Below are 21893 nucleotides of genomic sequence, written 5' to 3'. Positions count from 1 at the left end.
GACAGGGTGTCACCCGTCCGATGCGGCGGCATGGGAATATCGGGGACGGCCGGGACGACGATCACAGGCCCGGTACGACGGGAAGTCGACGCCGGCCCACCGGTCGGGGTCAGGCGGCCAGCGGGTTCAGCACCAGCGGCTCGATGCGGCCCTCCAGCATCGCGCCGATGCCCTGCACGACGCACACGTCCGGCCGTTCCGCGATGTGCACGGGCATACCGGTGGCCTGCCGCAGCAACTGGTCGAAACCGGGGAGCAGCGCCGAGCCGCCGACCATCATGATCCCGCGGTCGGCGAGATCGGCGACCAGATCGGGCGGGCAGTCCCGCAGCACCTTGCCGATCCCGTCCAGCACCCCGGTGAGCGGCGTCTGGATGGCATCGCGTACGGCGGCGGTGTCGACTCGCACGCTGCGGGCGAGGCCGGTGGCCACGTCCCGCCCGTGGATCTCGGTGGAGGCCGGGCCGTGCGGGGTGAGGCCGTTCCCGGACAGGGCGAGCTGCAGGGGCCGTACCGACTGGCTCGGCAGCATCAGCTCGTGCTCGTGCCGCAGATGCTGCACGATCGCGCGGTCCACGGCCTCGCCGCCGACCGGCAGCCGCTCGGCGCACACGATCGACCCGAGGGAGAGCACCGCGACCTGCGTCGCCGCGGCCCCGCAGACCATGATCATGGTCGCCTCGGGCCGCTCCACAGGCATCCCGCACCCCACGGCGGCGGCGATCAGCGTGTCGACCAGCTCCACCCGCCGCGCCCCCAGCCCCGCCAGCGTCTCGATGGTCGCCCGCTGGGCCAGCGGATCGGCGTCGTGCGGGGTGCAGGCCGCCGCGCGCAGCCGGGGCTTGCGGCGCAGGGAACGGCGGATCTTGTCGCCGAGCAGATGACGCAGCATCCGCTGGGCGATCTCGATGTCGACGACGGTACCGCCCGAGATGGGGCGTACGACGCGGATGTAGTCGGGTGTCCGGCCGGTCATCTTCTCCGCGAACTCGCCGACGGCGATCAGGGCGCCGGTCCGGGTGTTCACGGCGGCCACGGAAGGCTGGTCGACGACCAGGCCCATGCCCTTCACGTACACCCGGGTGCGGGCGGCCCCCAGATCGACGGCGAAATGGCAGCGGCGCAACTGCTCCAGACTGACGGTCACGGCAGATCCTCCCGAGTGCGCGGGCCGTACGGGGTGGCACCGCCGGTCGGCGGCCTGCTTCGCATCCTCCGGGGGATTTTGACGGCGCGCCTTCGGGAGGGGGCCGGGCGGGGCGCGGCTGAACGGGGGGTTTCCCGGCTACAGGGTGCGGGCGGCCTCGAGGAGGGGACGCGGGCCGGGTTCGCCGCCGACACGGAAGAAGGGGACGTCGGCCTGCCGGGCGCCTCCCGCTCGGCTTCGGCCCGCGCCGGCGCAGGTACGCGGGCGCCGTGCGGGGATCGCGGTCGGTGACGACCGCCGAACGCCGGACGCGACACCCCTGTCCCGGCGCCGTGGCGGAAACCCGCCCGGGCGCCTTCCCGCCAGCACCGCTCAACTCCCTTGCCACACCGGCACCGTGACACTCTTCCCAGCACTCGACGCACCTGATCGCATCCCTCGAGAAGAGGCGTGGATGAGAAGACGACGAACCATCGGGCGTGGGACGACCCTGCTGTCCGCGGGCCTCGTGATCGGCCTGCTCCCGACAACGGCGACAACGGCGACAGCGCCGGCGGCCGCCGCCGGCTCGCCCGCGAGCGACACCACCGTCACCCTGGTCACCGGCGACAAGGTCACCGTCACCGACGTGGGGCAGGGCAAGAAGACGGTCACCGTCCAGCGGCCGCCCGGCGCCACCGGTGCCGTCCGTACCCAGGTGGACGACGGCGACATCACCGTCGTACCCGACGAAGCCCTGCCCTATCTGCGCGAAGGCACCCTGGACCGGCGGCTGTTCGACGTCAGCGGGCTGATCCGGCAGGGGCTCGCGGATGCCAGGAGCGATGCCCTGCCGCTGATCGTGACCTACCGCAAGGGGGCCACCGCCGTGCGTGGCGCCGAGCGGACCCGGGCGCTGCCCAGTCTGCGCGGGGCCGCCGTCGACGCCGGCCGGGGGCGCACCTTCTGGCGGACCTTCACGGCACGCAAGAGCCTCGGCAAGGTCTGGCTCGACGGCCGGGTCAAGGCCACCATGGCCGACAGCAACGCACAGATCGGCACGGCCGCCGCCTGGGACGCCGGCTACACGGGGAAGGGCGTCACCGTCGCCGTCCTCGACACCGGCGCCGACCTCACCCACCCCGACCTGGCCGGCCGGACCGGCGCCACCAGGAGCTTCATCGACGGCGAGGACGTCGCCGACCGCAACGGCCACGGCACCCACACCACCTCCACCGTCGGCGGCAGCGGAGCCGCCTCCGACGGCAAGGAGCAGGGTGTCGCGCCCGGGGCCACCCTCGCCGTCGGCAAGGTGCTCAGCGACCAGGGATCGGGCAGCGAGTCCCAGATCATCGCCGGCATGGAGTGGGCCGCCCGGGACGTGCACGCCAGGGTGATCTCCATGAGCCTCGGCTCGACCGAGCCCAGCGACGGCACCGACCCGATGGCCCAGGCGGTGAACACCCTGTCCGCCGAGACCGGCGCGCTGTTCGTCGTCGCCGCGGGCAACACCGGAGCCCCCTCCTCCATCGGCTCGCCCGGCGCCGCCGACGCGGCCCTCACCGTCGGCGCGGTGGACGCGGACGACCAGGCGGCCTACTTCACCAGCGCGGGCCCCCGGTACGGCGACAACGCCCTGAAGCCCGACCTCTCCGCCCCCGGCGTCGACATCCTCGCCGCCCGCTCCCAGCTCACCTCCGGCAGCGGCTACTACACGACCATGAGCGGTACGTCGATGGCGACCCCGCACATCGCGGGGGCGGCCGCGCTGCTCGCCGAGGAGCACCCCGACTGGACGGGCGCGCAGCTCAAGGACGCCCTGATGTCCACGTCGAAGCAGCTCGACGCCTCCGCCTACCTGCTGGGCGCGGGGCGGGTCGACGTCGCCGGTGCGGTGAGCGCGCAGGTCACCGCGACCGGCAGCGCCGACCTCGGCTTCTACGGCTGGCCGTACGACGCGGACCAGCCGGTGACCAGGACGCTGACCTACACCAACACCTCCGACGACGACGTGCGGCTGAACCTGACGGCGCAGGGCGCCCCGGACGGCGTCGTCACCCTCGCCGACGACACCCTCACCGTCCCGGCGCACGGCACCGCCACCACCACCGTGACCGGGAACGGCGCCGACGCGGCCGTCGGGAACACCAGCGGGCAGATCGTGGCTGCCCTCGCCGGAACGGGGACCCCCGTCGCGCACACCGTCTTCGGGCTGGTCAAGGAGGAGGAGCGGTACACCCTCACCGTGCACGTCAAGGACCGGGACGGCGCCGCCACCGCCGCCGACCTCGTCGTACAGCGGCTGGCCGAGGGGTCCGACGCCGAGCCCGCCCGCGTCGGCGACTCCGGCACCCTCAGGCTCCGCCTCCAGCCGGGCACCTACAGCCTCACCTCCTTCCTCGACGTGCACGGCAGCCACGGCGCCGACTCCCTCGGCCTCGGCTTCCTCGCGGCCCCCGGGATCACCCTGGACCGCGACCGCGAAGTCACCCTGGACGGACGGCAGTTGCGGGAGATCAAGGCCGTCACCGAACGGCGCACCGAGACCGACCAGCTCCTCATGGAGTACGACCGGAACGCGAACGGCACCGACCTCTTCGGCGCGGTCCAGGTGCCGCTCACCTACGACAGCGTCTTCGCCGCGCCGACCGCGAACGTCACCCGGGGCACCTTCGAGTACCGGACCGTGTGGCGGCTCGCGAAGCCGCTGCTGGCGGTGAAGGGGATCGGCGAGGCGACCGTGCAGTCCGGCGGGACGCTCCTCGAGGGGCGCACCCGGCTGCCGCTCGTCGACGTCGGAGACGGCCCCTTCACCGGTGTGACGGGCAAGGCGGTCCTGGCCCGTCTCGCCGCCGGCGCCGACCCCACCGCCCTCGCCCGGGCCGCGCAGGAAGCGGGCGCCAGGGCGCTGTTCGTCACCGATGACACGCCGGGCCGGCTGATGGCCTGGTGGGGCACCGACGACAACACCGACCGGCCGCTCCAGATAGCCACGGTCGACGCCGCAGACGCGGCCCGACTGCGGGCGGCCGGCCGGGTGGACATGACCGGCACCCGCAACTCGCCCTATGTGTACGACCTTTCGGAGGGCCACCGGGGTGCGATACCGGACCGTAACCTGACCTACGCCCCCACCCGCCGCCAACTCGCCGCCGTGGACGTGAAGTTCCACGCCGCGCGGCCGGTCGGCGGCGGCGAGTTCCGGTACTCGATCACCGACGCCTTCCCGGTCGGCCTCGGCTTCCAGCAGCGGGTCGACTTCCCGGCCGAGCGCACCGACTACGTCTCCACCGGACCCGGCCAGCGCTGGCACGAGTCGGTGACCGTCGGCGACGGCACGCTGGAGGAGCGCAGTGGACTGGTGACGTACACCGGCGGATCACGGCCGGCGCTGAACTGGTTCCGTCCGGTGTGGCATCCCTGGCTCGGCACCGGACTCGGCTGGGGCCAGCAACGTGCCGGCAACCAGCTGGAGTTCAACACCCCCGGCTGGGGCGACTCCGGGCCCGACCACACCGGCTTCGGCGACGTGTGGAGCGAGGACAGCGGGATGACCCAGCAGACCTCGGTCTACCAGGACGGCACCCTGGTCGACCGGCGCACCGGCTCCGGGGCGTACGTGTGGGACGCGCCGGCCGACGAGCACACCTACCGGGTGGTCACCGACACCGCCCTGGACGCCGGCAGGTGGCCGCTCGCCACCCGGGGTCACGCCGAGTGGACCTTCCGGTCGGCGGCCACCCCGGACGACCACTGGAGCTACCTTCCGCTGATCAACCTCGCCTTCGACGTCGACACCGACCTCGCGGGGGACGTCAGGGGCGGCCACCGGGTCCCGGTCGGGATCGGCGTCTCGTACGTGGCCGGGGCGACCGGCACCGGCACCCTCGGCGGCCCGCGCCTCGCGGTGTCGTACGACGACGGCGCCTCCTGGCGGAACGTCCCCCTCACCCGTGCCGGGCGGGGCGTGCTCGCGGTGCCGCGCGACGCCGGGTACGTCTCGCTGCGCGCCTCGGCGAGCGACGACCGGGGCGGCTCGGTCACCCAGGAGATCGTCCGGGCGGTGGGAGTGAGGTGACTCAGCGCCGGGGGTGACCGGTGATGCCCCGGATCACCCCCAGCTCCACCAGGTCCTGCGGCCGGATCCGCAGCTGGCTGGCGGTGGCCTCGACCTCCTCCGGAGGCCGTTTGAGGATCGCCGCCGCCAGCTCCGGGGCGATGACCGAGAAGTAACTGTCGGGCGTGGCCCAGGTGTTGCCGGGCGCGGCCAGCGCCAGCGCCCCGCCCGAGCCGCCCTCGCCGATGACGAGGGTGGTGATCGGCGTCCGGGCTGCCGCCACCGCGCCGAACAGCTCCGCGATCGCCGCGCCCGCGCCCTGCCGTTCCGCCTCGGCGTCGTTGGCGGCGCCCGGGGTGTCGACGAGGGTCAGCACGGGGATCCCGAGCCGGTCGGCGAGCCGTATCAGGCGGGTGGCGGTCCGGTATCCGGCGGGCCGGGTCGCCGTGCCCGTCTGCGCGGCGAAGGCGACGGTACGGCCGTCCCGCTCGCCGAACCCGCACAGCATCCCGCCCGGATCCGCGCCGCCGCACCGGTCGCCGACGAGGGCGGCCCGGCGGTCACCGAAGCAGGCGTCCAGGTACGCCTGGGCGCGTGGCCGTCGCGGAGACCGGGCCCGCTGGACGGCCTGCCATCCGGTGGCGGGCAGGCCGGTGTCACCCAGGGCGTCCGGCGGGTCGGCGGGGGCCGTGGCCGGGTTGGTGAGCAGCCGCAGCCACAGCCCGAGCGCCGCCTTCAGCTCTTCCAGCGGTACCACCGCGTCCGCCGACCCGGCCGCGAGCTGCGCGTGGGCGGTGTACGCCGCCGGGTCCGCGTCCGGCGGCCGGACCCGGGAGCCCGCGAAGCCCACCTGTGCCCCGGGCAGCGCCAGGACGACATCGGCGCCGGCGCCCAGGGTGGCCCAGCCACCGCCGGTCGTCGGATCGCGCAGCACGGCGATCTGCGGCAGCCCCGCCTCCCGGGTCAGCGCCGACTGCCGTGCCACCCGCTGGAGTTGGGACAGCGCGAGCATGCCCTCCTGCATCCGGCTGCCGCCGGTGGCGACCAGCGGGACCACCGGGAGCCGGTGCCCGCGGGCATGCGCGTACGCCGCCTCCAGCCGGTCCCCGGTCCGCTCGCCCAGCGAGCCGCCGAGGAACCCGAACTCGAACACGATCAGCACGGCCGCCGTGCCCTCGACCCGCGCGGTGCCGACGACGACGGACTCCTCCTCGCCGGTGCGCCCGGCGGCGCGGGCGCGCGAGGCGTCGTAACCCTGCCAGCCGAGAGGGCCGTCGGGCCGGGACTCCCGTGCCGGGTGCGGGAGTTCGGCGAAGGTGCCGGGGTCGGCGACGAGGTCGAGGAACTGCCGGGCGGAGAGCCGGACCGGCCGGTTGTCAGACACCCAGGGCCCGCTTCATGATCTTCCCCATGTCGTTGCGGGGGAGGGCGTCCAGGTAGCGGACGACACGCGGGCGCTTGTGCGGGGCGAGCCGGCCGGCGACATGGTCCGCCAACTCCCGTTCCCCGGGCGGGGACTGCGGATCCGCCGGGACGATCCAGGCGACGATCCGCTCGCCCAGATCCGCGTCCGGCTCCCCGGTGACGGCGGCCTCCCGCACCCCCGGATACTCCAGGAGCGCGTTCTCGATCTCACCCGCCCCGATCTTGTAACCGCCGCTCTTGATCAGGTCGGTGGCCTTGCGGCCGACGATCCGCACATAGCCGTCCGGCTCGCGCACGGCCATGTCGCCGGTGCGGAACCAGCCGTCGGCGGTGAAGGCGGCGGCGGTGGCGTCGGGCCGGTTGAGGTACTCGGTGAACAGGTTCGCACCGCGTACCTGGATCTCCCCGACGGTCTCCCCGTCGAACGTGGCGAGCGCCGTCCCGTCCTCCTCAACCAGCCGCAGCTCCACACCCGGCAGCGGCACCCCGACGGTCCCCGCCCGGGCCTCCCCGTCCGCACGCACACTCGTGTTCATCAGCGTCTCCGTCATGCCGTACCGCTCGACGACCCGGCGCCCGGTCGCGGCCGCGATCCGCTCATGGTCGTGGACGGGCAGCGCGGCCGACCCGGAGACCAGCAGCCGGGCCCGGCCGAGGGCCTTCGCCAGCGCGGGGTCCGCGGGCAGCGCCTCGGCGATCCGGTGGTACATGGTGGGGACGCCGAACAGCATGGTGGCGCCGTCGTTCAGCTCGCGGGTCACGCCGTCGGTGTCGAACCGCCCGAGGTGCCGCACGGAACCACCGCGCCGCAACGGCCCGAGAATCCCCAGCACCAGCCCGTGCACATGGAACAACGGCAGCCCGTGCACCAGCACGTCGTCCCCGGTCCACTGCCAGGCGTCGGCGAGCGCGTCCAGGGTGCTGGCGAGCGCCCGGCGCGGGAGGACGGCGCCCTTGGGCGGGCCGGTGGTGCCGGAGGTGTAGACGACGAGGGCGGGGTCGGCCTCGGTGGTGCGGTCCTCGGGGACCGGGCCGGCGGCCCGCACGTCGACGTCGATACGCGGCAGGCCCGCCACGGCCGCGGGGAGTTCGGTCCCCGGGGCGGTCAGCACCGCGGCCGGCGCGCTGTCGGAGAGGATGTGTGCGAGTTCCTTGTCGCCGGACTTGGGGTTGAGCGGTACGGCGGCTCTGCCGGCCAGCAGGGTGCCGACGACGGCGACGGCCGTCTCCAGCTCCGGAGTCGCCCAGACGGCGACCCGGTCGGCGTCCCGGACGCGGCCCGCGACGGCGCCCGCGGCGGCGGCGAGCTGCCCGTACGTCAGCGACCGTGCGCCGAACCGCAGAGCGACCCTCTCCCGGACTTCGGCCGGGGGGACCCCCGTCTCGCTGCGCTCGCCCGGACCGTCCACCAGGGCCGGAAACAGAAAGGACACGCGACGACTCCTCACCCGTCGGAACCTCGACAGCCCCTTCCTACACCAGCCACCGCCCTCCGGGGCCGCCCCACCCCACACTCCGCCGACCGACCTTGATCACAGCGGGTGGGTGCGAGGTACGACGTCGGCGACGACCGCGCTCACGTTGTCGTCCCCGCCCGCAGCGTTGGCCGCCTCGACCAGCGCCCGCACCGCGTCCGCCGGGCCGCCCCCGCTCAGCAACTCCCGGATCCGCTGATCGGAGACCAACCTGGTCAGCCCGTCCGAGCACAGCAGGTACCGGTCGCCGTCCCGGGCCTCGTGCAGTTTCAGGTCCGGCACCGCCGGCTCGCTCCCCGCCAGCGCCCTGGCCAGCAGCATCCGCTGTGGATGGGTGGCGGCCTCCGCCGGGGTCAGCCGTCCCTCGTCGATCAGCGACTGCACCACACTGTGGTCGTGGGTGATCCGGAACAGCTTCCCGCCCCGCAGCAGGTACGCCCGCGAGTCCCCGATGTGTACCAGGGCCAGCCGGGACCCGGTCCACAGCAGCGCGGTGAGCGTCGTACCGGCATCCGTGTTCCCCTCCGTCACGTCCCGCACCGCCTCGTCCGCCGAACGCACCGCGTCCTCCAGCAGGTTCAGTACGTTCCCTGCCGACAACTCGGCGTCCTCCAGGAACTTCAGCGCGTCCACGGCGGCGGCACTGGCCCGGGCCCCGGTCGCCCCGCAGCCGTCGGCGACGGCCAGCAGCCGGCGCCCCGCGTACACGGTGTCCTGGTTGGCCGGCCGGACATGCCCCCGGTCCGAGTGGGCGGCGTAACGCAACTCCAGCATCGTGGTCGTTTCCCTTCTCGATTCTCCCGACAGGTGGTCGACGAGGAACGCGGCCAGGTCAGCCCGTACGGCGGTCTCCGCCTCGACCCGGGCCCAGTACGCCCGGACCTCCTGAGCGGCCCGGCCGGCAGGCAACCCGCACACCTCGCGGATCCGCGCCAACGGCATCCCCAGCCGCCGCAGCCAGGCCACCAGCCGGGCGCGTTCGAGCTGCTCGACGGCGTAGTACCGGTAGCCGGTGTCCGGGTCGACCCGGGCGGGCCGCAGCAGATCCAGCTCGTCGTACAGCCGCAGTGCCTTCGGCGACAGCCGGCAGGCCTTCGCGAAGGCGCCGATGGTCAGCCAATTCATGCCGTACCTCGTGTTCCTCGACGTCTGCCACCGATGCTGGGGCTTCACCGAAGGTGAAGGTCAACGGGGCGGCCGCGGTTGCGGTACGGCGGGCAGGAGTGGTTAGCCTGCGACGGACCGGAACACCCGCCGCCACCAGGACAAGGGAGCCCCCGCCGTGCCCCGAATAGCCCTCGCCACCTACGACCCCGGCGCGGAGCCGAGCAAGGACCAGGACCTGCCGGTGCTGCTGCGCGCGCTGACCGCCGCGGGGGCGGACGCCGTCGCCCGTCCCTGGGACGATCCCGACGTGGAGTGGGGCGGCTTCGACCTGGTCGTCATCCGCTCCACCTGGGACTACAGCTGGCGTACGGAGGAGTTCCTGCCGTGGGTGGAGCGGGTGGGGAAGGCGACCCGGATCGCGAATCCGGCCGCCGTGGTCCGCTGGAACAGCGACAAGCGGTATCTCGGTGATCTCGCGGCGGCCGGTGTGCCCGTCGTGCCGACCCGGTATCTCGCGCCGGGCGACCCGGTCGAGCTGCCGTCCGACCGCGACTTCGTCGTCAAGCCCACCTTCGGCGCCGGCGCCCGGTTCGCCGCCCGCTACACGCCCGACGAGCAAGGGACGGCCGTACGGCACCTGGCCCGGATGCACGACGAGGGGCTGACCGCGGTGGTCCAGCCGTACGTGGCCGGGATCGACGTCAGCGGTGAGCGGGCGCTGCAGTTCTTCGGCGGGCGGCTGCTGCACGCCAGCCGCAAGCGGGCGGTCCTCACCCCGGGCACGGCGTACGACGCGGACAAGGTCGCCCACCCCGACCTGGCGCGGTGGGACCCGACCCCGGACGAACTCGCCGTCGCGGAGCGCGCGTTGGCCGCCGTACCGGAGGGGCCCGAGCTGCTGTACGCCCGGGTGGACCTGGTCGACGGGGCGGACGGACAGCCACAGGTGATGGAGCTGGAGCTGGTCGAGCCGAACCTGTTCCTGTTCCTGCACCCCGGATCGGTGGACGGGGTGGCGGAGGCGATCCTCAGCGCGGCTCGTCGATGACCGCGGTGCGCTGCAGCAGGCCCCAGGTGAACTCCGCGACCACCTGACGGCCGTCCGGGACCCTGAAGGTGAGGCCCCAGCGGGTGGGGGCCGTGCCCTCCAGGGGGCGGGCGGGGGCGAAGGCGCGGGCGGCCTCGTCGACCGTGCAGGACCACGGGGTGAGGTCGTCGAGGGTCTCCAGCTTCGGGGCGGGGGCGCCGGGGGCGCGGACCAGCCATTCGTTCCAGACGGCGCCGCCGGGGCCGGCCATGACCTCGAAGCGGAGCGTGGGCCACAGGGGGAGGGGCCACTGCCAGGCCATGCACTCCAGGTCACCGACGGTGCGTTTGGTCTCGGAGTCGGGCGGGCCGAGGACCGAGCGGTAGCGGGCGGCCGCCGAGCGGGACCGGGGCGAGCGGGCCATCGCCTGCCACCGCTTGTTGGCCTCCCGCATGTCCGCGATCGACGCGCCCAGCGCGCGCCGGGCGTCCTCGACCAGGTCCGGGTTGTGGTCGGCCATACGGCGCAGCAGCACCAGCTGGAAGTCCAGTTGCATGCCACCCATGGTGCACATACCCGTCCCCGGCTGGTTCCCGGCCATTGCCCGGGCAATCCTCGATGGCTAGCCTGTGTTCGTCATGCCGATCGCCTGTTGATATCTCGAACGGCTCCCGCAGCTTCCGACGATATCCGGCGCCTAGACCCAAGGGAGGGGGCCGGACGTGGGACGCCTCGTGCCTGCCGTGACCCGGGCTCTCGACATTCTTGAGCTCTTCCTCGACGGGGACGGGACTCTCTCCGCCCCCGACATAGTGCGCAGACTCCAGCTGCCGCGCACCACCGTGCACGAGCTGGTGACCACGCTCTCCGCCCGGTCGTACATCGTGTCCGTACCGGGACAGCCCGGACGATACCGGCTCGGCGTCCGCCCGTACCAGCTCGGCAGCCGGTACGCCGAGCAGCTCGACCTCGCCGCCGAGGGCCAGCAGGTCGCCCGGTCCGTCGCCGAGACCTGTGACGAGACCGTCCATGTGGCGATCCTCGAAGGGACCGACGTCATCTACATCGCCAAGGTCGACTCCACGCACGCGGTCCGCATGGTCTCCGCCGCCGGCCGCCGGCTCCCCGCGCACTGCACCTCGGTCGGCAAGATGCTGCTGGCCTCGCTGCCGGAGCCGGAGCTGACCGCGCGCATCCCGGACGACGCCGACCTCGTCGCGATGACCCCGAACAGCATCACCGAGCCGGGCGCGCTGCGCGAGGCCCTCACCGAGATCAGGGCGCGGGGCGTCGCCGTGGAGAGCCGGGAGTCCAACCCGGACGTCTCCTGTGTCGCCGCGCCGGTCCGCGACCGTACCGGCCAGGTCGTCGCGGCGCTGTCCGTCTCCGTCCCGATGATCCGCTGGAGCGACGAGCGCCGCGTCGAGCTGGAGCAGCTCGCGGCCAAGGGCGCCGCCGAACTCTCCGAGCGCCTCGGCCACCGGAGCGTGGCATGACGACGGGGCGCACGGCATACACGGCGTACGAGGTCGCGGTGGCGGCGGAGGCGACGCTGGGCGAGGGCCCGACGTGGGACGCGGCGACCGGCCGGCTCATCTGGATCGACGTCCTGGGCGCGCGGATCCACACGTACGACCCGGCCACCGGCCGCCGGACGATCCGTACCGCGGAGCAGCACATCGGCGCGGTCAAGCCCCGCGCGAACGGCGGCCTGGTCCTCAACCTCCGCGACGGCGTCGGCCTCCTCGACCCCGACGACACGTTCCGCTGGCTGCACCGCGAGCCGGTCCCCGGCCGCCGTGCCAACGACGCGGCTGTGGCGCCGGACGGCTCCCTGTGGGCGGGCACCATGCGCTACGACGAGACGGTGGGCGGCGGCACGCTGTCCCGGGTGACCGGTGACGGCTCGGTCACCACCCTGCTGCCCGATGTCACGGTCAGCAACGGGACGGGCTGGAGCCCGGACGGCAGCCGCGTGTACTACGTCGACACGCCGACGCGCCGGGTGGACGTCTTCGACTACGACGGCGAACTCCCCTTCGACCGCCGCCCGTTGGTGACCATCGAGGAGGATGCCGGGTTCCCCGACGGGCTGACGGTGGACGCGGAGGGCTGTGTGTGGGTGGCGCTGTGGGGCGGGGGAGCGGTGCACCGCTACACGCCTGACGGCGAGCTGGACCGGGTGATCAGCCTGCCGACACCGCTGACGACGGCCTGTGCGTTCGGCGGCGCCGACCTGACCGACCTGTACGTCACGTCGGCGCGGGTGGGGTTGGAGCGGCCGCATCCGACGGCGGGTTCCCTGCTGGTGATTCCGGGCGCCGGGAAGGGAGTTGCCCAACCGGCGTTCCAGGGGTAGCGGTTGGGGAGGCGGGGGGCACTCTGCCGCCCCGCCTACAGGACCCCCGCCGCCTTCAGTTCCTCCGTGGTCAGTGGGGGGCGGGTCAGTTGGGGTCTCAGCGGGCCCACCAGCGCGCCCAGCACCACACCCGGTGTCATCAGCACCTCCGTGCCCCGCTCCAGCGACGTCACGTCCGTCACCCGGCGGGCGATCCGGCTGTTCCCGGTCGCCGTGTACAGGAGCCGGTCCACGTACGCCTGTGCCAGCCGGTCCCGCAGTGTCGGGCCGTTCTCCGTCGCGCCGGGGTAGAACACGTCCGCCCCCGTCGACAGCTCCCAGGCCGCCCGCGCCGGCCGGCTCACCGCCCTCTGGAGGGACCGCGCGAGCCCGGGGGAGCCCCAACCCTGACGCCGTATCACGTCCCGCATCGCGAGCGCCCCTTGTGCCGCCACCGACATCCCGTGCCCGTACACGGGGTTGAGCGCGCACACCGCGTCGCCGAGGACGGCCAGGTTCTCCGGCCAGGCCTGGGCCCGTTCGTAGAAGTGGCGCCGGTTGGCCGTCGTACGGGTCACCGACACGTCGGTCAACGGCTCGGCGTTCGCCAGGAGTTCGGCGATGACGGGGTGGGCCAGTTCCTGCCGGGCGTAGCGCAGGAAGTCGCCGGCGTCGGCGCCCGGTTCGCCGCCGCGGCTGCCGTAGAGGGTGACCAGCCACCGGCCGTTCTCGATCGGCATCAGGACACCCCCGCGTCCGGGGCCGCCGCCCCGCGGACTCGCCTGGAGGTGGACGATCGGGAAGCCGGTGCGGACCGCCTCCGCCGGGGCCCGGAACATCCGGCTGGCGTAGGCGATGCCGGAGTCGACCTCGCGGAACTCCGGTGCGGGCAGGCCGAGTCCGGCCAGCCAGGCGGGTGTGCGGGAGCCCCGGCCGGTCGCGTCGACTACCAGTCCCGCGGTGCGCACGTGCTCCGCGCCGGAGTCGAGGGCCCGCAGCCGTACGCCCGTGACGGCGAGCTCCGTGCCGAGCAGGCCCACCGCCTCGGTCCGCGGCAGCAGTTCGATCCGGTCGTCGGCGAGGACCCGTTCCCGTACCACCCAGTCCAGCAGGTCCCGGCTGCCCGGCAGCACGAACGCCGACTCCGCCCAGCGCCGGTACCAGCCCTGCGGGGACAGCGCCACCATGTCCGTGGTCACCGGCAGCCGCCGTACGCCCGCCGACCGCAGCCGTCCGATGGTGCCGGGGAGCAGTTCCTCCAGGGCGCGGGCGCCGCCGGACCACAGGTGGTGGACGTGCCGGGCCTGCGGGAGCCCCTTGCGCGGTTCCGGTCCGGCGGGCAGCGCGTCCCGTTCCACGACCACGACCCGGTCCGTGAAGGGGGTGAGCGCCCGGGCCGCGAGCAGGCCGGCGAGGGAGCCGCCGAGGACGACGGCGGTACGGTCAGTCATGAAGGGCAACGCTCTCTGCTGGGGCGGTCGCACGTTCCCGTACCGCCTCGATCCGGTCGGGGTGGCGCAGCGCCCGGGACACCGCTCCGATCTCCCGGAGGAGGTGGGTGGCGTCCGGGCCGCCGGCCGCGTCGGCGGGCTCGGGGGTACGGCCCCGGGTGCCGACGGCGTTCAGGATGCTGACCGCGGAGGCCAGTGCCCGGGCCCGCTCGGGCGGGTGGCCGAGGCCGAGCGCGGCGTCGTAGGAGCGCCGGTCGAGGTCGGCGTCGATGCGCCGGGTCAGGGGCAGCAGGACGTCCCGGATGAAGGTCTCGCGCCGGGTCAGCCGCAGCTCGGGCGTGGCGCGCAGCACGAAGGGGACGCCGTCGCCGTGCACGGTCCGGGTCAGCTGGTACAGCGGCCGCAGCTCGTGGTGGGCGAGCCGGACCCGCCAGCGGTCGTGGAGGTACTGGCCGGCGTGCGGCAGGATGAAGCCGACGGCGATGTTGATCGCGGACAGGGCGGCGACCGGCGGGGCCAGGCTGGTGCTGAGCCAGTCCAGGTCCGAGCCGCACCAGCGGGCGGTGACCGCGACCAGCTTGCAGACGTCGAAGATCAGGTTCAGGACGTAGCCGACGCCGAGCAGTTTCAGTCCCCAGCGCAGCCAGGCGTCGAGGCCCTCGGTGCGCACCCAGTTCCAGATCAGCCGCGAGGTGATGAGACAGGCCACGCAGTGGGCGACGAGGTAGAGCAGGATCTCCTCGCGCATGAAGGGGGTGGTGGCGTAGTACGTGTCCAGGTCCCGGAGCCGTTCCACCGGTACGTCGGCGAGCGCGAACAGCAGCCACAGGGCGGCGATCACCGAGGAGTAGCCGGCGATCACCCAGCGCATCGCGCGCCGGGTGGCGGCCGAGCGGTCGGCGAGCCCGTTGCGCCAGGCGATGATCAGCAGCAGGCAGGAGCCGCCGAACGCGGTGATGAGCGAATAGCACCAGGGCGCGGAGATGTTGGGGACGCCGGTCCACCGGTTGACGGCGGCGATCGTCGACGGCGTGCAGAACACGAACACCGCGCAGGCGAGCAGCAGCAGTCCGCCGACCGCGCGCAGCAGCGGGTCGCGCCACAGCCGGATGATGGTGGGCAGCTTGATCACCAGGGCGGTGGTCAGCACCGCCGTGGGGATCCAGAAGGAGATGTAGAGCTCGCTGAGCAGCCCCGAGGGGGTCCGTGCCGACAAGGGGGTGGTCACCGAGCCGCTCCGCCGCGTCCGCGGTAGCCGAGGGTGCGCTGGACGGGGTCGGACGGAGGGCGGCGCGGGTGCTCGATGTAGGGCCGGAAGGCGGTCGCCAGCCGGTACCCGAAGTCGTCGGCCTCGGCCTCGTCGGTCTCCCGGGAGCCGTTGCGCGCGGCCACCGTCAGCGCCATGTCCCGCCAGCCGGGTTGGCCGGCCAGCGCGCGGGCCGCCTCCGGACCGACCTCGTGCGGATGCCGGCGGCCGGTGTGCAGGTGCCACAACTCGTGCCCGAGGATGACCAGTTGCTGCACGGCCTCGGCCCGCTCCTCGACGATGACCAGGTCGAAGTCCTGGAACTCCACCCAGACTCCGGTGACCTCGATCTCGTCCGGGAACCGCTCGAACCGCAGCTCCACCGGCCGCCCGGCGCGCAGGGCGGTCATCTCCTCGCACAGCGCCCGGCACAACTCGCCCACCCCGGCGGGCTGTCGGGGCCGGGCGCGGACGGCGGCGGTGAGGTCGGCGGCGAGGACGCGCATCTGCGCGCCCGGACCGGAGCGCCGCAGCCTCGCGGCGGTCCGGGCCCACCGGTGCCGCGCGCCGGCCAAGTCCATCGCTCCCCCTTCGCCCCGCCCCACGGCGGTCGCCGTGCTGCGTCGGCCCGTCCGAGATTACGCGTCCGGATGTGTCCGCGTCATGCGATCCGGCGACGGTGGTTCAGCCCGGAACGACCGCCGGCGCAGGAAAGTCCCGCCGGACCCATTGACGCGCAAGCGCTTCGATTTTACGGTCCCGTTCGAAGTTACGGGCATGAGTCGAAATATCGAACAAGTGATACGAGTAAGTGATACGGGCAAGTTCCTCGAAGGTAAGGGCAGGCAATGGGACGACCTGGCCTCAGTCGCAGGCACCTACTGGGCACGGCGGGCGGATTGGCGGCGGCGGCGAGCTTCGGCTTCGCGGCCCTCGGCACCGGAGCCGACGCGCTCGCCTCCACCGCGCGCACCCGCGTCCGCTACTGGAACCTCTTCAGCGGCGGCGACGGCTACAACATGATCGCGATGCTGGACGCCTTCCGTAAGGCGCACCCGGACATCGCGGTCAAGGATTCCACCCTCCAGTGGGGCAATCCCTTCTACACCAAGCTCGCCATGGCGGCCGCCGGCAACCGCGCACCGGACCTCGGCGTCATGCACATCGGCCGGGTCGCCGGCTTCGCGCCGGGCCGCCTCCTGGACGCCTGGGACGTCGACCTGCTCGCCGAGTACGGCCTGCGGCAACAGGACTACAACCCCGGGCTGTGGCAGCGCGGCCTCATCGACGGCAAGCTCTACGCCCTGCCGCTCGACGTCCACGTCCAGCTCTGCTTCTACCGCAAGGACGTGCTGAAGAAGGCGGGCCTGCTCGGATCCGACGACCGGATCGTGCCCATCACGTCCACCGACGACTGGTTCGGTGTGCTCAAGGAGGCCAAGAAGGCGACCAGGAAGGGCCTGCAGACCATCGGCCTGTGGATCAACGACCAGAACTTCCAGTGGTGGTTCTTCGTCGCCTTCTACACCCAGCTCGGCGGCACCTGGTTCAACGACGCCGACACCGAGGTCACCTTCGACACCGACAGGGCCACCCAGGTCCTGGAGTTCCTGCGCCGGCACGTCACCGACGGCTACGCCGACCCGGCCATGGGCTCCGTCGGCGCCGAACAGTTCATCAACGGCGCCCCGTTCGCCTGGGAGGGCAACTGGTCGGTGCCGGTCTACAACGCGGCGAAGCTCGACTACGGCGCGATCCCGCTGCCGCCCGTCTTCGGCAGACAGGCCACCCACGCCGAGTCCCACTCCTTCGTCCTGCCGCACCAGTCCGACCGCGGCGGCGCCACCGACGAGGCGGCCCACCGGCTCGCCGCCTACGTCGTCACCCACGCCCGGCAGTGGGCGGCCGGCGGCCACATCCCGGCGTACACGCCGACCCTGACGACCGCCGCGTACAAGAAGCTGTACCCGCAGAACGAGTACGTGTCGGCCATGGACCACCAGGCCAACGAGCCCAAGGTGTGGTTCGCGGGCTCCACCGGCATCCTCGCCCAGCGCGTCGGTCCGATCGTCGTCTCCTCGACGCTCGGCTCCGCCAGGCCCGACGCCGCGGCCGGCCGGATGAAGAGCGAACTCGCCAAGCTGCTCGCGATGAAGAACCCCATGGACGGCAGGACCGCCGCGCAGGGAGGTACGGCCGCATGACGACCGCCGAGACCGTTCTCGCCCCGGCACGGGCCAGGACCGCCGCCGACAGCGCCACCGTCCGCCGCAGGCCGGGTTTCCAGCACGGCGGCTGGTTCGTGGCGCCCTTCCTCCTCCTCTTCGCCCTCTTCGTGATCTGGCCGCTGCTGCGCGGCATCTACCTCAGCCTCACGGACGCCAACATCACCGGCGCGGGCGAGAGCTTCATCGGCCTCGACAACTACCGCGAGGCCCTCAAGGACCCGCTGATGTGGGACGCCCTCGGCCACAGCGCGTACTTCACGCTGCTGGTCGTCCCCTGCATCACGGTCCTCGCCTTCCTCCTCGCGATGCTCGCCCACCACATCGAGCGCGGGAAATGGCTGTGGCGGCTGTGCTTCTTCGTGCCCTTCCTTCTCCCCTCCACCGTCGCCGGCAACCTCTGGCAGTGGCTGTTCAACCCTGGCACGGGAATGATCAACCACGTGTTCGGCATCGACACACCGTGGCTCACCGACAAGTCGTACGCGATGCTCGCCATCGTCGTCGAGACCCTGTGGTGGACGGCCGGCTTCAGCTTCCTGCTCTACCTGGCCGCGCTCCAGTCCATCCCCGCCCACCTCTACGAGGCCGCGAAGCTGGACGGCGCGAACGCCTGGCACCGCGCGGTCCACATCACGCTCCCCATGCTGCGCAACATCACCGGCCTGGTCGTCGCCCTGCAGATCCTCGCCTCGCTCCAGGTCTTCGACCAGGCCGTGGTCATGATGGACTTCGGCCCCGGACCGGAGAACTCGACCCGCACCTTCGTGCAGTACACCCTCGAAGAGGGCTTCACCAGCTACCGCGTGGGCTACGCCTCCGCGATCTCCGTCATCTTCTTCGTGATCATCGCCGCCGTCGCCCTCGCGAGGATGTGGCTGCTGCGCAACCGCACCGAGGAGGCCACCCGATGACCACGGCCGTACCGCACCGCAAGTCCACCTGGACGCCCAGCCAGATCGTCCTCACCCTCCTCGGCGCGGCCGTCTCCGTCGTCTTCCTCGCCCCGCTCGCCTGGGGGCTGTTCACCTCCCTCAAGTCGGAGACCGAGGCCGTTGAGGTGCCGCCGCACTGGCTGCCCGAGCACTGGACGGGCCAGGCGTGGCGGGCGCTCTTCGACACCGGCAACATCACCGACTGGTTCGTGAACTCCCTGGTCGTCTCGGTCTGCGTGACGTCGATCGTCCTGCTGGTGAGCGCGCTCGCCGGATACGGCTTCGCCCGCACCGAGTTCCGCGGCAAGGGCCCGCTGCTCGCCCTGGTCATGTCCGGCCTCATGGTCTCCCCGGCCGTCCTCGGTGTCCCCCTGTTCACCACCGTCCAGCAGATGGGCATGGTCGACACCTACTGGGGCATGATCCTGCCCCAGTGCGCGCCCGCCGCCATGGTCTACATCCTCTACAAGTTCTTCCAGGGCGTCCCGCGAGAACTGGAGGAGGCGGCCTTCATCGACGGCGCGGGCCGCTGGCGGGTCTTCTTCACGATCGTCCTCCCGCTCTCCCGTCCCTCCCTCGCCGCGGTCGGCATCTTCACCTTCATCGCCTCGTGGAACAACTTCCTGTGGCCCTACATGGTGACCAACAACCCCGACCTGATGACGATGCCGAACGGCATCGCGACCGTCATGAACTCCTACGGCATCCAGTGGGCCCAGCTCATGGCCGGCGGTCTCATGGCGGGCCTGCCGCTGATCGTCGTCTTCGTCTTCTTCCAGCGCCAGATCGTGGCGGGCGTCGCCCACACGGGCCTGGCCGGCCAGTGAGGAGCCCGAGTTGAAGCGCTTCCCCAGAGTCGCCGCCCTGCTCGCGGCGGCGACGATCGCCCTCCTCCCCGCCACCGCCTCCGCCGACGTCACCTACCCCGACCCCCTTCCCCTGACCGGCCGGCAGATCGTCCACGACCCCACGGTCCACCAGCTCGGCGACGGCCGGTACGTCGCCTACTCCACCGGCGGCATCATCGGCGCCCGCCTCTCCACGAACCTCCACGACTGGACCGACGCGGGCAACGCCTTCACCGCACCGCCGGGTTGGTGGTACGACTACAACTCCACCGCCGACCCCTGGGCCCCCGACCTCTCCTACCGCTACGGCCAGTACTGGCTCTACTACGCCGTCTCCTCCTGGGGCACCAACCACTCCGCGATCGGCGTGGCCACCTCCCCGTCCGGCCTCCCCGGCACCTGGACCGACCACGGCAAGGCGTTCTCGTCGGAGACGACGGACTCCTGGAACGCCATCGACCCGGCGGTCGTCCGGGCCGACGGCAAGCTGTGGATGGCGTTCGGCTCGTACTGGACGGGCATCCGCATGGTGGAGCTGAACCCGCGCACGGGGAAGGCGATCCCCGGCGCCGCCGTCGCCCACCTCGCCACCCGCCCCGACGCCCCCTACGCCGTCGAGGGCGCCTCGATCCTCCACCACGGCCGCTACTACTACCTTTTCGCGTCCTACGACGCCTGCTGCGCCGGAGTGAACTCCACCTACAAGATCAGGGTGGGCCGCTCGACGTCGGTGACGGGCCCGTACACCGACAGCACGGGCACACCGATGCTGAACGGCGGGGGCGACCTGCTGCTGGCGAGCCACGGCAGGTACATAGGCCCGGGCGGCGAATCAACGTTCAGCGTCCACGGCGGAACATGGCTGGCGTACCACTACTACGACGCGGCCGACAACGGCACCCCGAAGCTGGGGCTCAACCCCTTGGGCTGGACAAAGGACGGCTGGCCCAGAGTCTTTTAGGGGCGCGGGGCTGTGTCCGTTTGCGGCTCCGCCGCGTGGGCGCGGCCAGCCACGAACCACCCCCACTCGCCCACGATTCAGAAACAACCCACCCCGAAAGGCGAACATTGCGCACCGCCCGCTTCACCCTCGACCCCGCCTTCACCATCGGCGAAGTCAACCCCCGCCTCTTCGGCTCCTTCGTCGAGCACCTGGGCCGCTGCGTCTACACCGGCATCTTCGAGCCGTCCCACCCCGCGGCCGATGCCGAAGGCCTCCGCACGGACGTCCTCGACCTGGTCCGCGAACTCGGCGTCACCACCCTCCGCTACCCCGGTGGCAACTTCGTCTCCGGTTACAAGTGGGAGGACTCGGTCGGCCCGGTGGAGGAGCGCCCGCGCCGCCTCGACCTCGCCTGGCGGTCGACGGAGACCAACCGCTTCGGACTCGGCGAGTACATCGCCTTCCTGAAGAAGGTGGGCCCGCAGGCCGAGCCCATGATGGCGATCAACCTCGGCACGCGCGGCGTGGCGGAGGCCCTGGAACTCCAGGAGTACGCCAACCAGCCCTCCGGAACCGCCCTGTCGGACCTCCGCGCCGCCCACGGCGACAAGGACCCCTTCGGTATCAAGCTCTGGTGTCTGGGCAACGAGATGGACGGCCCCTGGCAGACCGGCCACAAGACCGCCGGGGAGTACGGCCGCATCGCCGCCGAGACCGCCCGCGCCATGCGCCAGATGGACCCGTCCGTGGAACTGGTCGCCTGCGGTTCCTCCAGCCAGTCCATGCCGACCTTCGCCGAGTGGGAGGCGACGGTCCTCGCGGAGACATACGACCTGGTCGACTACATCTCCCTGCACGCCTACTACGAGCCCCAGGACGGCGACGTCGACTCCTTCCTGGCCTCCGCCGTCGACATGGAGTCCTTCATCGAGAACGTGGTCGCCACCTGTGACCACGTGGGCGCCAGGCTGAAGTCCAAGAAGAAGATCAACCTCTCCTTCGACGAGTGGAACGTCTGGTACACCTCGAAGTGGCATGCGATCGAGAACTCCGCCGCGCGGGACTGGCCCGAGGCCCCCCGCCTCCTGGAGGACAACTACAGCGTCACGGACGCCGTCGTCTTCGGCTCCCTCCTCATCGCCCTGCTCCGCCACGCCGACCGCGTCACGGTGGCCTGCCTGGCCCAGCTGGTCAACGTCATCGCCCCGATCATGACGGAGCCCGGCGGCCCGGCCTGGCGCCAGACGACGTTCTTCCCGTTCGCCCAGGCGTCCCGGTACGGCCGGGGCCAGGTCCTGGACGTGCGAGCCGACTCACCGACGTACGAGACGAAGAAGTACGGCGAGACGAGCCTGCTGCACGCGACGGCGGTCAGGGCCGACGACGGCACGGTCACCGTCTTCGCCGTGAACCGAAGCCGGACGGAGGCGCTGCCGCTCGAAGTAACCCTTGGCGGGCTGGGCCTGACGTCGGTGACGGAACACAGCGTCCTGTCGGACCAGGACCCCGACGCCCGCAACACGTTGGAGGAGCCGGAGCGCGTGACCCCCCACCCGGCCGAGGGCACATCGCTGAACGACGGCACGCTCAAGGCCACTCTGGAGCCCTTGTCCTGGAACGTGATCCGACTGACGTAGGGGCCGGCGCCCCTTGCTTTTAGGGGCGCGGGGAACTGCGCGAGCAACCACAC

17 protein-coding genes are annotated in these 21893 nt (G+C 72.4%); 9 read left to right on the top strand and 8 right to left on the bottom strand.

The window, feature by feature from the left end; genetic code table 11:
* Nucleotides 1–109: 109 nt before the first annotated feature.
* Nucleotides 110–1147 carry a rod shape-determining protein gene (locus ACWGJB_RS08760; RefSeq protein WP_453379501.1) on the bottom strand — a complete coding sequence of 346 codons (1038 nt, stop codon included), beginning with the start codon at nt 1145–1147 and terminating at the stop codon, nt 110–112.
* Between the two features lie 454 nt (nt 1148–1601).
* Between ACWGJB_RS08760 and ACWGJB_RS08755 the strand changes: the two genes are divergently transcribed.
* Complete coding sequence (locus ACWGJB_RS08755; RefSeq protein WP_453379500.1) at nt 1602–5204, top strand: S8 family serine peptidase; 3603 nt, start codon at nt 1602–1604, stop codon at nt 5202–5204.
* A gap of 1 nt (nt 5205) precedes the next feature.
* Here the strand turns inward: ACWGJB_RS08755 and ACWGJB_RS08750 are convergent, their stop codons facing one another.
* The 3 genes from ACWGJB_RS08750 to ACWGJB_RS08740 all read right to left on the bottom strand — a co-directional run bounded on the left by ACWGJB_RS08750 (nt 5206) and on the right by ACWGJB_RS08740 (nt 9208).
* Complete coding sequence (locus tag ACWGJB_RS08750) at nt 5206–6567, bottom strand: carboxyl transferase domain-containing protein (protein WP_453379499.1); 1362 nt, start codon at nt 6565–6567, stop codon at nt 5206–5208.
* Nucleotides 6560–8041 (bottom strand): acyl-CoA synthetase, encoded by a 1482-nt coding sequence (locus tag ACWGJB_RS08745; protein WP_453379498.1) that lies wholly within the window; start codon nt 8039–8041, stop codon nt 6560–6562. Before ACWGJB_RS08745 ends, ACWGJB_RS08750 begins: the two co-directional genes overlap by 8 nt.
* Nucleotides 8042–8140: 99 nt before the next feature.
* Nucleotides 8141–9208: a MerR family transcriptional regulator gene (locus ACWGJB_RS08740; RefSeq protein ID WP_453379497.1), complete on the bottom strand. Its 1068-nt coding sequence runs from the start codon at nt 9206–9208 to the stop codon at nt 8141–8143.
* 157 nt (nt 9209–9365) lie between these two features.
* Here ACWGJB_RS08740 and ACWGJB_RS08735 point away from each other — a divergent pair, with 157 nt between their 5' ends.
* Complete coding sequence (locus tag ACWGJB_RS08735; protein ID WP_453379496.1) at nt 9366–10238, top strand: ATP-grasp domain-containing protein; 873 nt, start codon at nt 9366–9368, stop codon at nt 10236–10238.
* Here ACWGJB_RS08735 and ACWGJB_RS08730 read toward each other — a convergent pair.
* Nucleotides 10219–10818 carry a hypothetical protein gene (locus ACWGJB_RS08730; RefSeq protein ID WP_453379495.1) on the bottom strand — a complete coding sequence of 200 codons (600 nt, stop codon included), beginning with the start codon at nt 10816–10818 and terminating at the stop codon, nt 10219–10221. The genes ACWGJB_RS08735 and ACWGJB_RS08730 overlap by 20 nt on opposite strands.
* 121 nt (nt 10819–10939) lie before the next feature.
* Here ACWGJB_RS08730 and ACWGJB_RS08725 point away from each other — a divergent pair, with 121 nt between their 5' ends.
* Both ACWGJB_RS08725 and ACWGJB_RS08720 read left to right on the top strand, forming a co-directional pair.
* The gene (locus tag ACWGJB_RS08725) at nt 10940–11713 is read left to right on the top strand and encodes an IclR family transcriptional regulator (RefSeq protein WP_453379494.1); all 774 of its coding nucleotides are present in this window, start codon (nt 10940–10942) and stop codon (nt 11711–11713) included.
* Entirely contained in the window at nt 11710–12576 is an 867-nt protein-coding gene (locus ACWGJB_RS08720) for an SMP-30/gluconolactonase/LRE family protein (RefSeq protein ID WP_453379493.1), read from the top strand. Before ACWGJB_RS08725 ends, ACWGJB_RS08720 begins: the two co-directional genes overlap by 4 nt.
* A 35-nt stretch (nt 12577–12611) precedes the next feature.
* Here the strand turns inward: ACWGJB_RS08720 and ACWGJB_RS08715 are convergent, their stop codons facing one another.
* From ACWGJB_RS08715 to ACWGJB_RS08705, 3 genes are read right to left on the bottom strand one after another with little or no spacing between them, the layout of a single operon-like run.
* The gene (locus ACWGJB_RS08715) at nt 12612–14006 is read right to left on the bottom strand and encodes an NAD(P)/FAD-dependent oxidoreductase (protein WP_453379492.1); all 1395 of its coding nucleotides are present in this window, start codon (nt 14004–14006) and stop codon (nt 12612–12614) included.
* A complete protein-coding gene (locus ACWGJB_RS08710) occupies nt 13999–15234 on the bottom strand; it encodes an MAB_1171c family putative transporter (RefSeq protein WP_453379491.1) in 1236 nt (411 codons plus the stop codon). Before ACWGJB_RS08710 ends, ACWGJB_RS08715 begins: the two co-directional genes overlap by 8 nt.
* The gene (locus tag ACWGJB_RS08705; RefSeq protein ID WP_453379490.1) at nt 15231–15833 is read right to left on the bottom strand and encodes a toxin-antitoxin system, toxin component family protein; all 603 of its coding nucleotides are present in this window, start codon (nt 15831–15833) and stop codon (nt 15231–15233) included. Before ACWGJB_RS08705 ends, ACWGJB_RS08710 begins: the two co-directional genes overlap by 4 nt.
* A gap of 267 nt (nt 15834–16100) precedes the next feature.
* Between ACWGJB_RS08705 and ACWGJB_RS08700 the strand changes: the two genes are divergently transcribed.
* The 5 genes from ACWGJB_RS08700 to arfA all read left to right on the top strand — a co-directional run bounded on the left by ACWGJB_RS08700 (nt 16101) and on the right by arfA (nt 21840).
* A complete protein-coding gene (locus ACWGJB_RS08700; protein WP_453379489.1) occupies nt 16101–17456 on the top strand; it encodes an extracellular solute-binding protein in 1356 nt (451 codons plus the stop codon).
* The gene (locus ACWGJB_RS08695; protein ID WP_453379488.1) at nt 17453–18391 is read left to right on the top strand and encodes a carbohydrate ABC transporter permease; all 939 of its coding nucleotides are present in this window, start codon (nt 17453–17455) and stop codon (nt 18389–18391) included. Before ACWGJB_RS08700 ends, ACWGJB_RS08695 begins: the two co-directional genes overlap by 4 nt.
* Complete coding sequence (locus ACWGJB_RS08690) at nt 18388–19239, top strand: carbohydrate ABC transporter permease (RefSeq protein ID WP_453379487.1); 852 nt, start codon at nt 18388–18390, stop codon at nt 19237–19239. Before ACWGJB_RS08695 ends, ACWGJB_RS08690 begins: the two co-directional genes overlap by 4 nt.
* Before the next feature lie 10 nt (nt 19240–19249).
* Nucleotides 19250–20221, top strand: coding sequence for an arabinan endo-1,5-alpha-L-arabinosidase (locus ACWGJB_RS08685; RefSeq protein ID WP_453379486.1), 972 nt, complete (start codon nt 19250–19252; stop codon nt 20219–20221).
* A gap of 107 nt (nt 20222–20328) precedes the next feature.
* Nucleotides 20329–21840 carry an arabinosylfuranosidase ArfA gene (gene arfA / locus ACWGJB_RS08680; protein WP_453379485.1) on the top strand — a complete coding sequence of 504 codons (1512 nt, stop codon included), beginning with the start codon at nt 20329–20331 and terminating at the stop codon, nt 21838–21840.
* Nucleotides 21841–21893 lie beyond the last annotated feature (53 nt).

It is taken from the genome of Streptomyces sp. NPDC054813 (genome assembly GCF_053611365.1).
The sequence above is the reverse complement of the archived record's forward strand: the minus strand, read 5'-3'. Positions and strand labels throughout refer to the sequence as shown.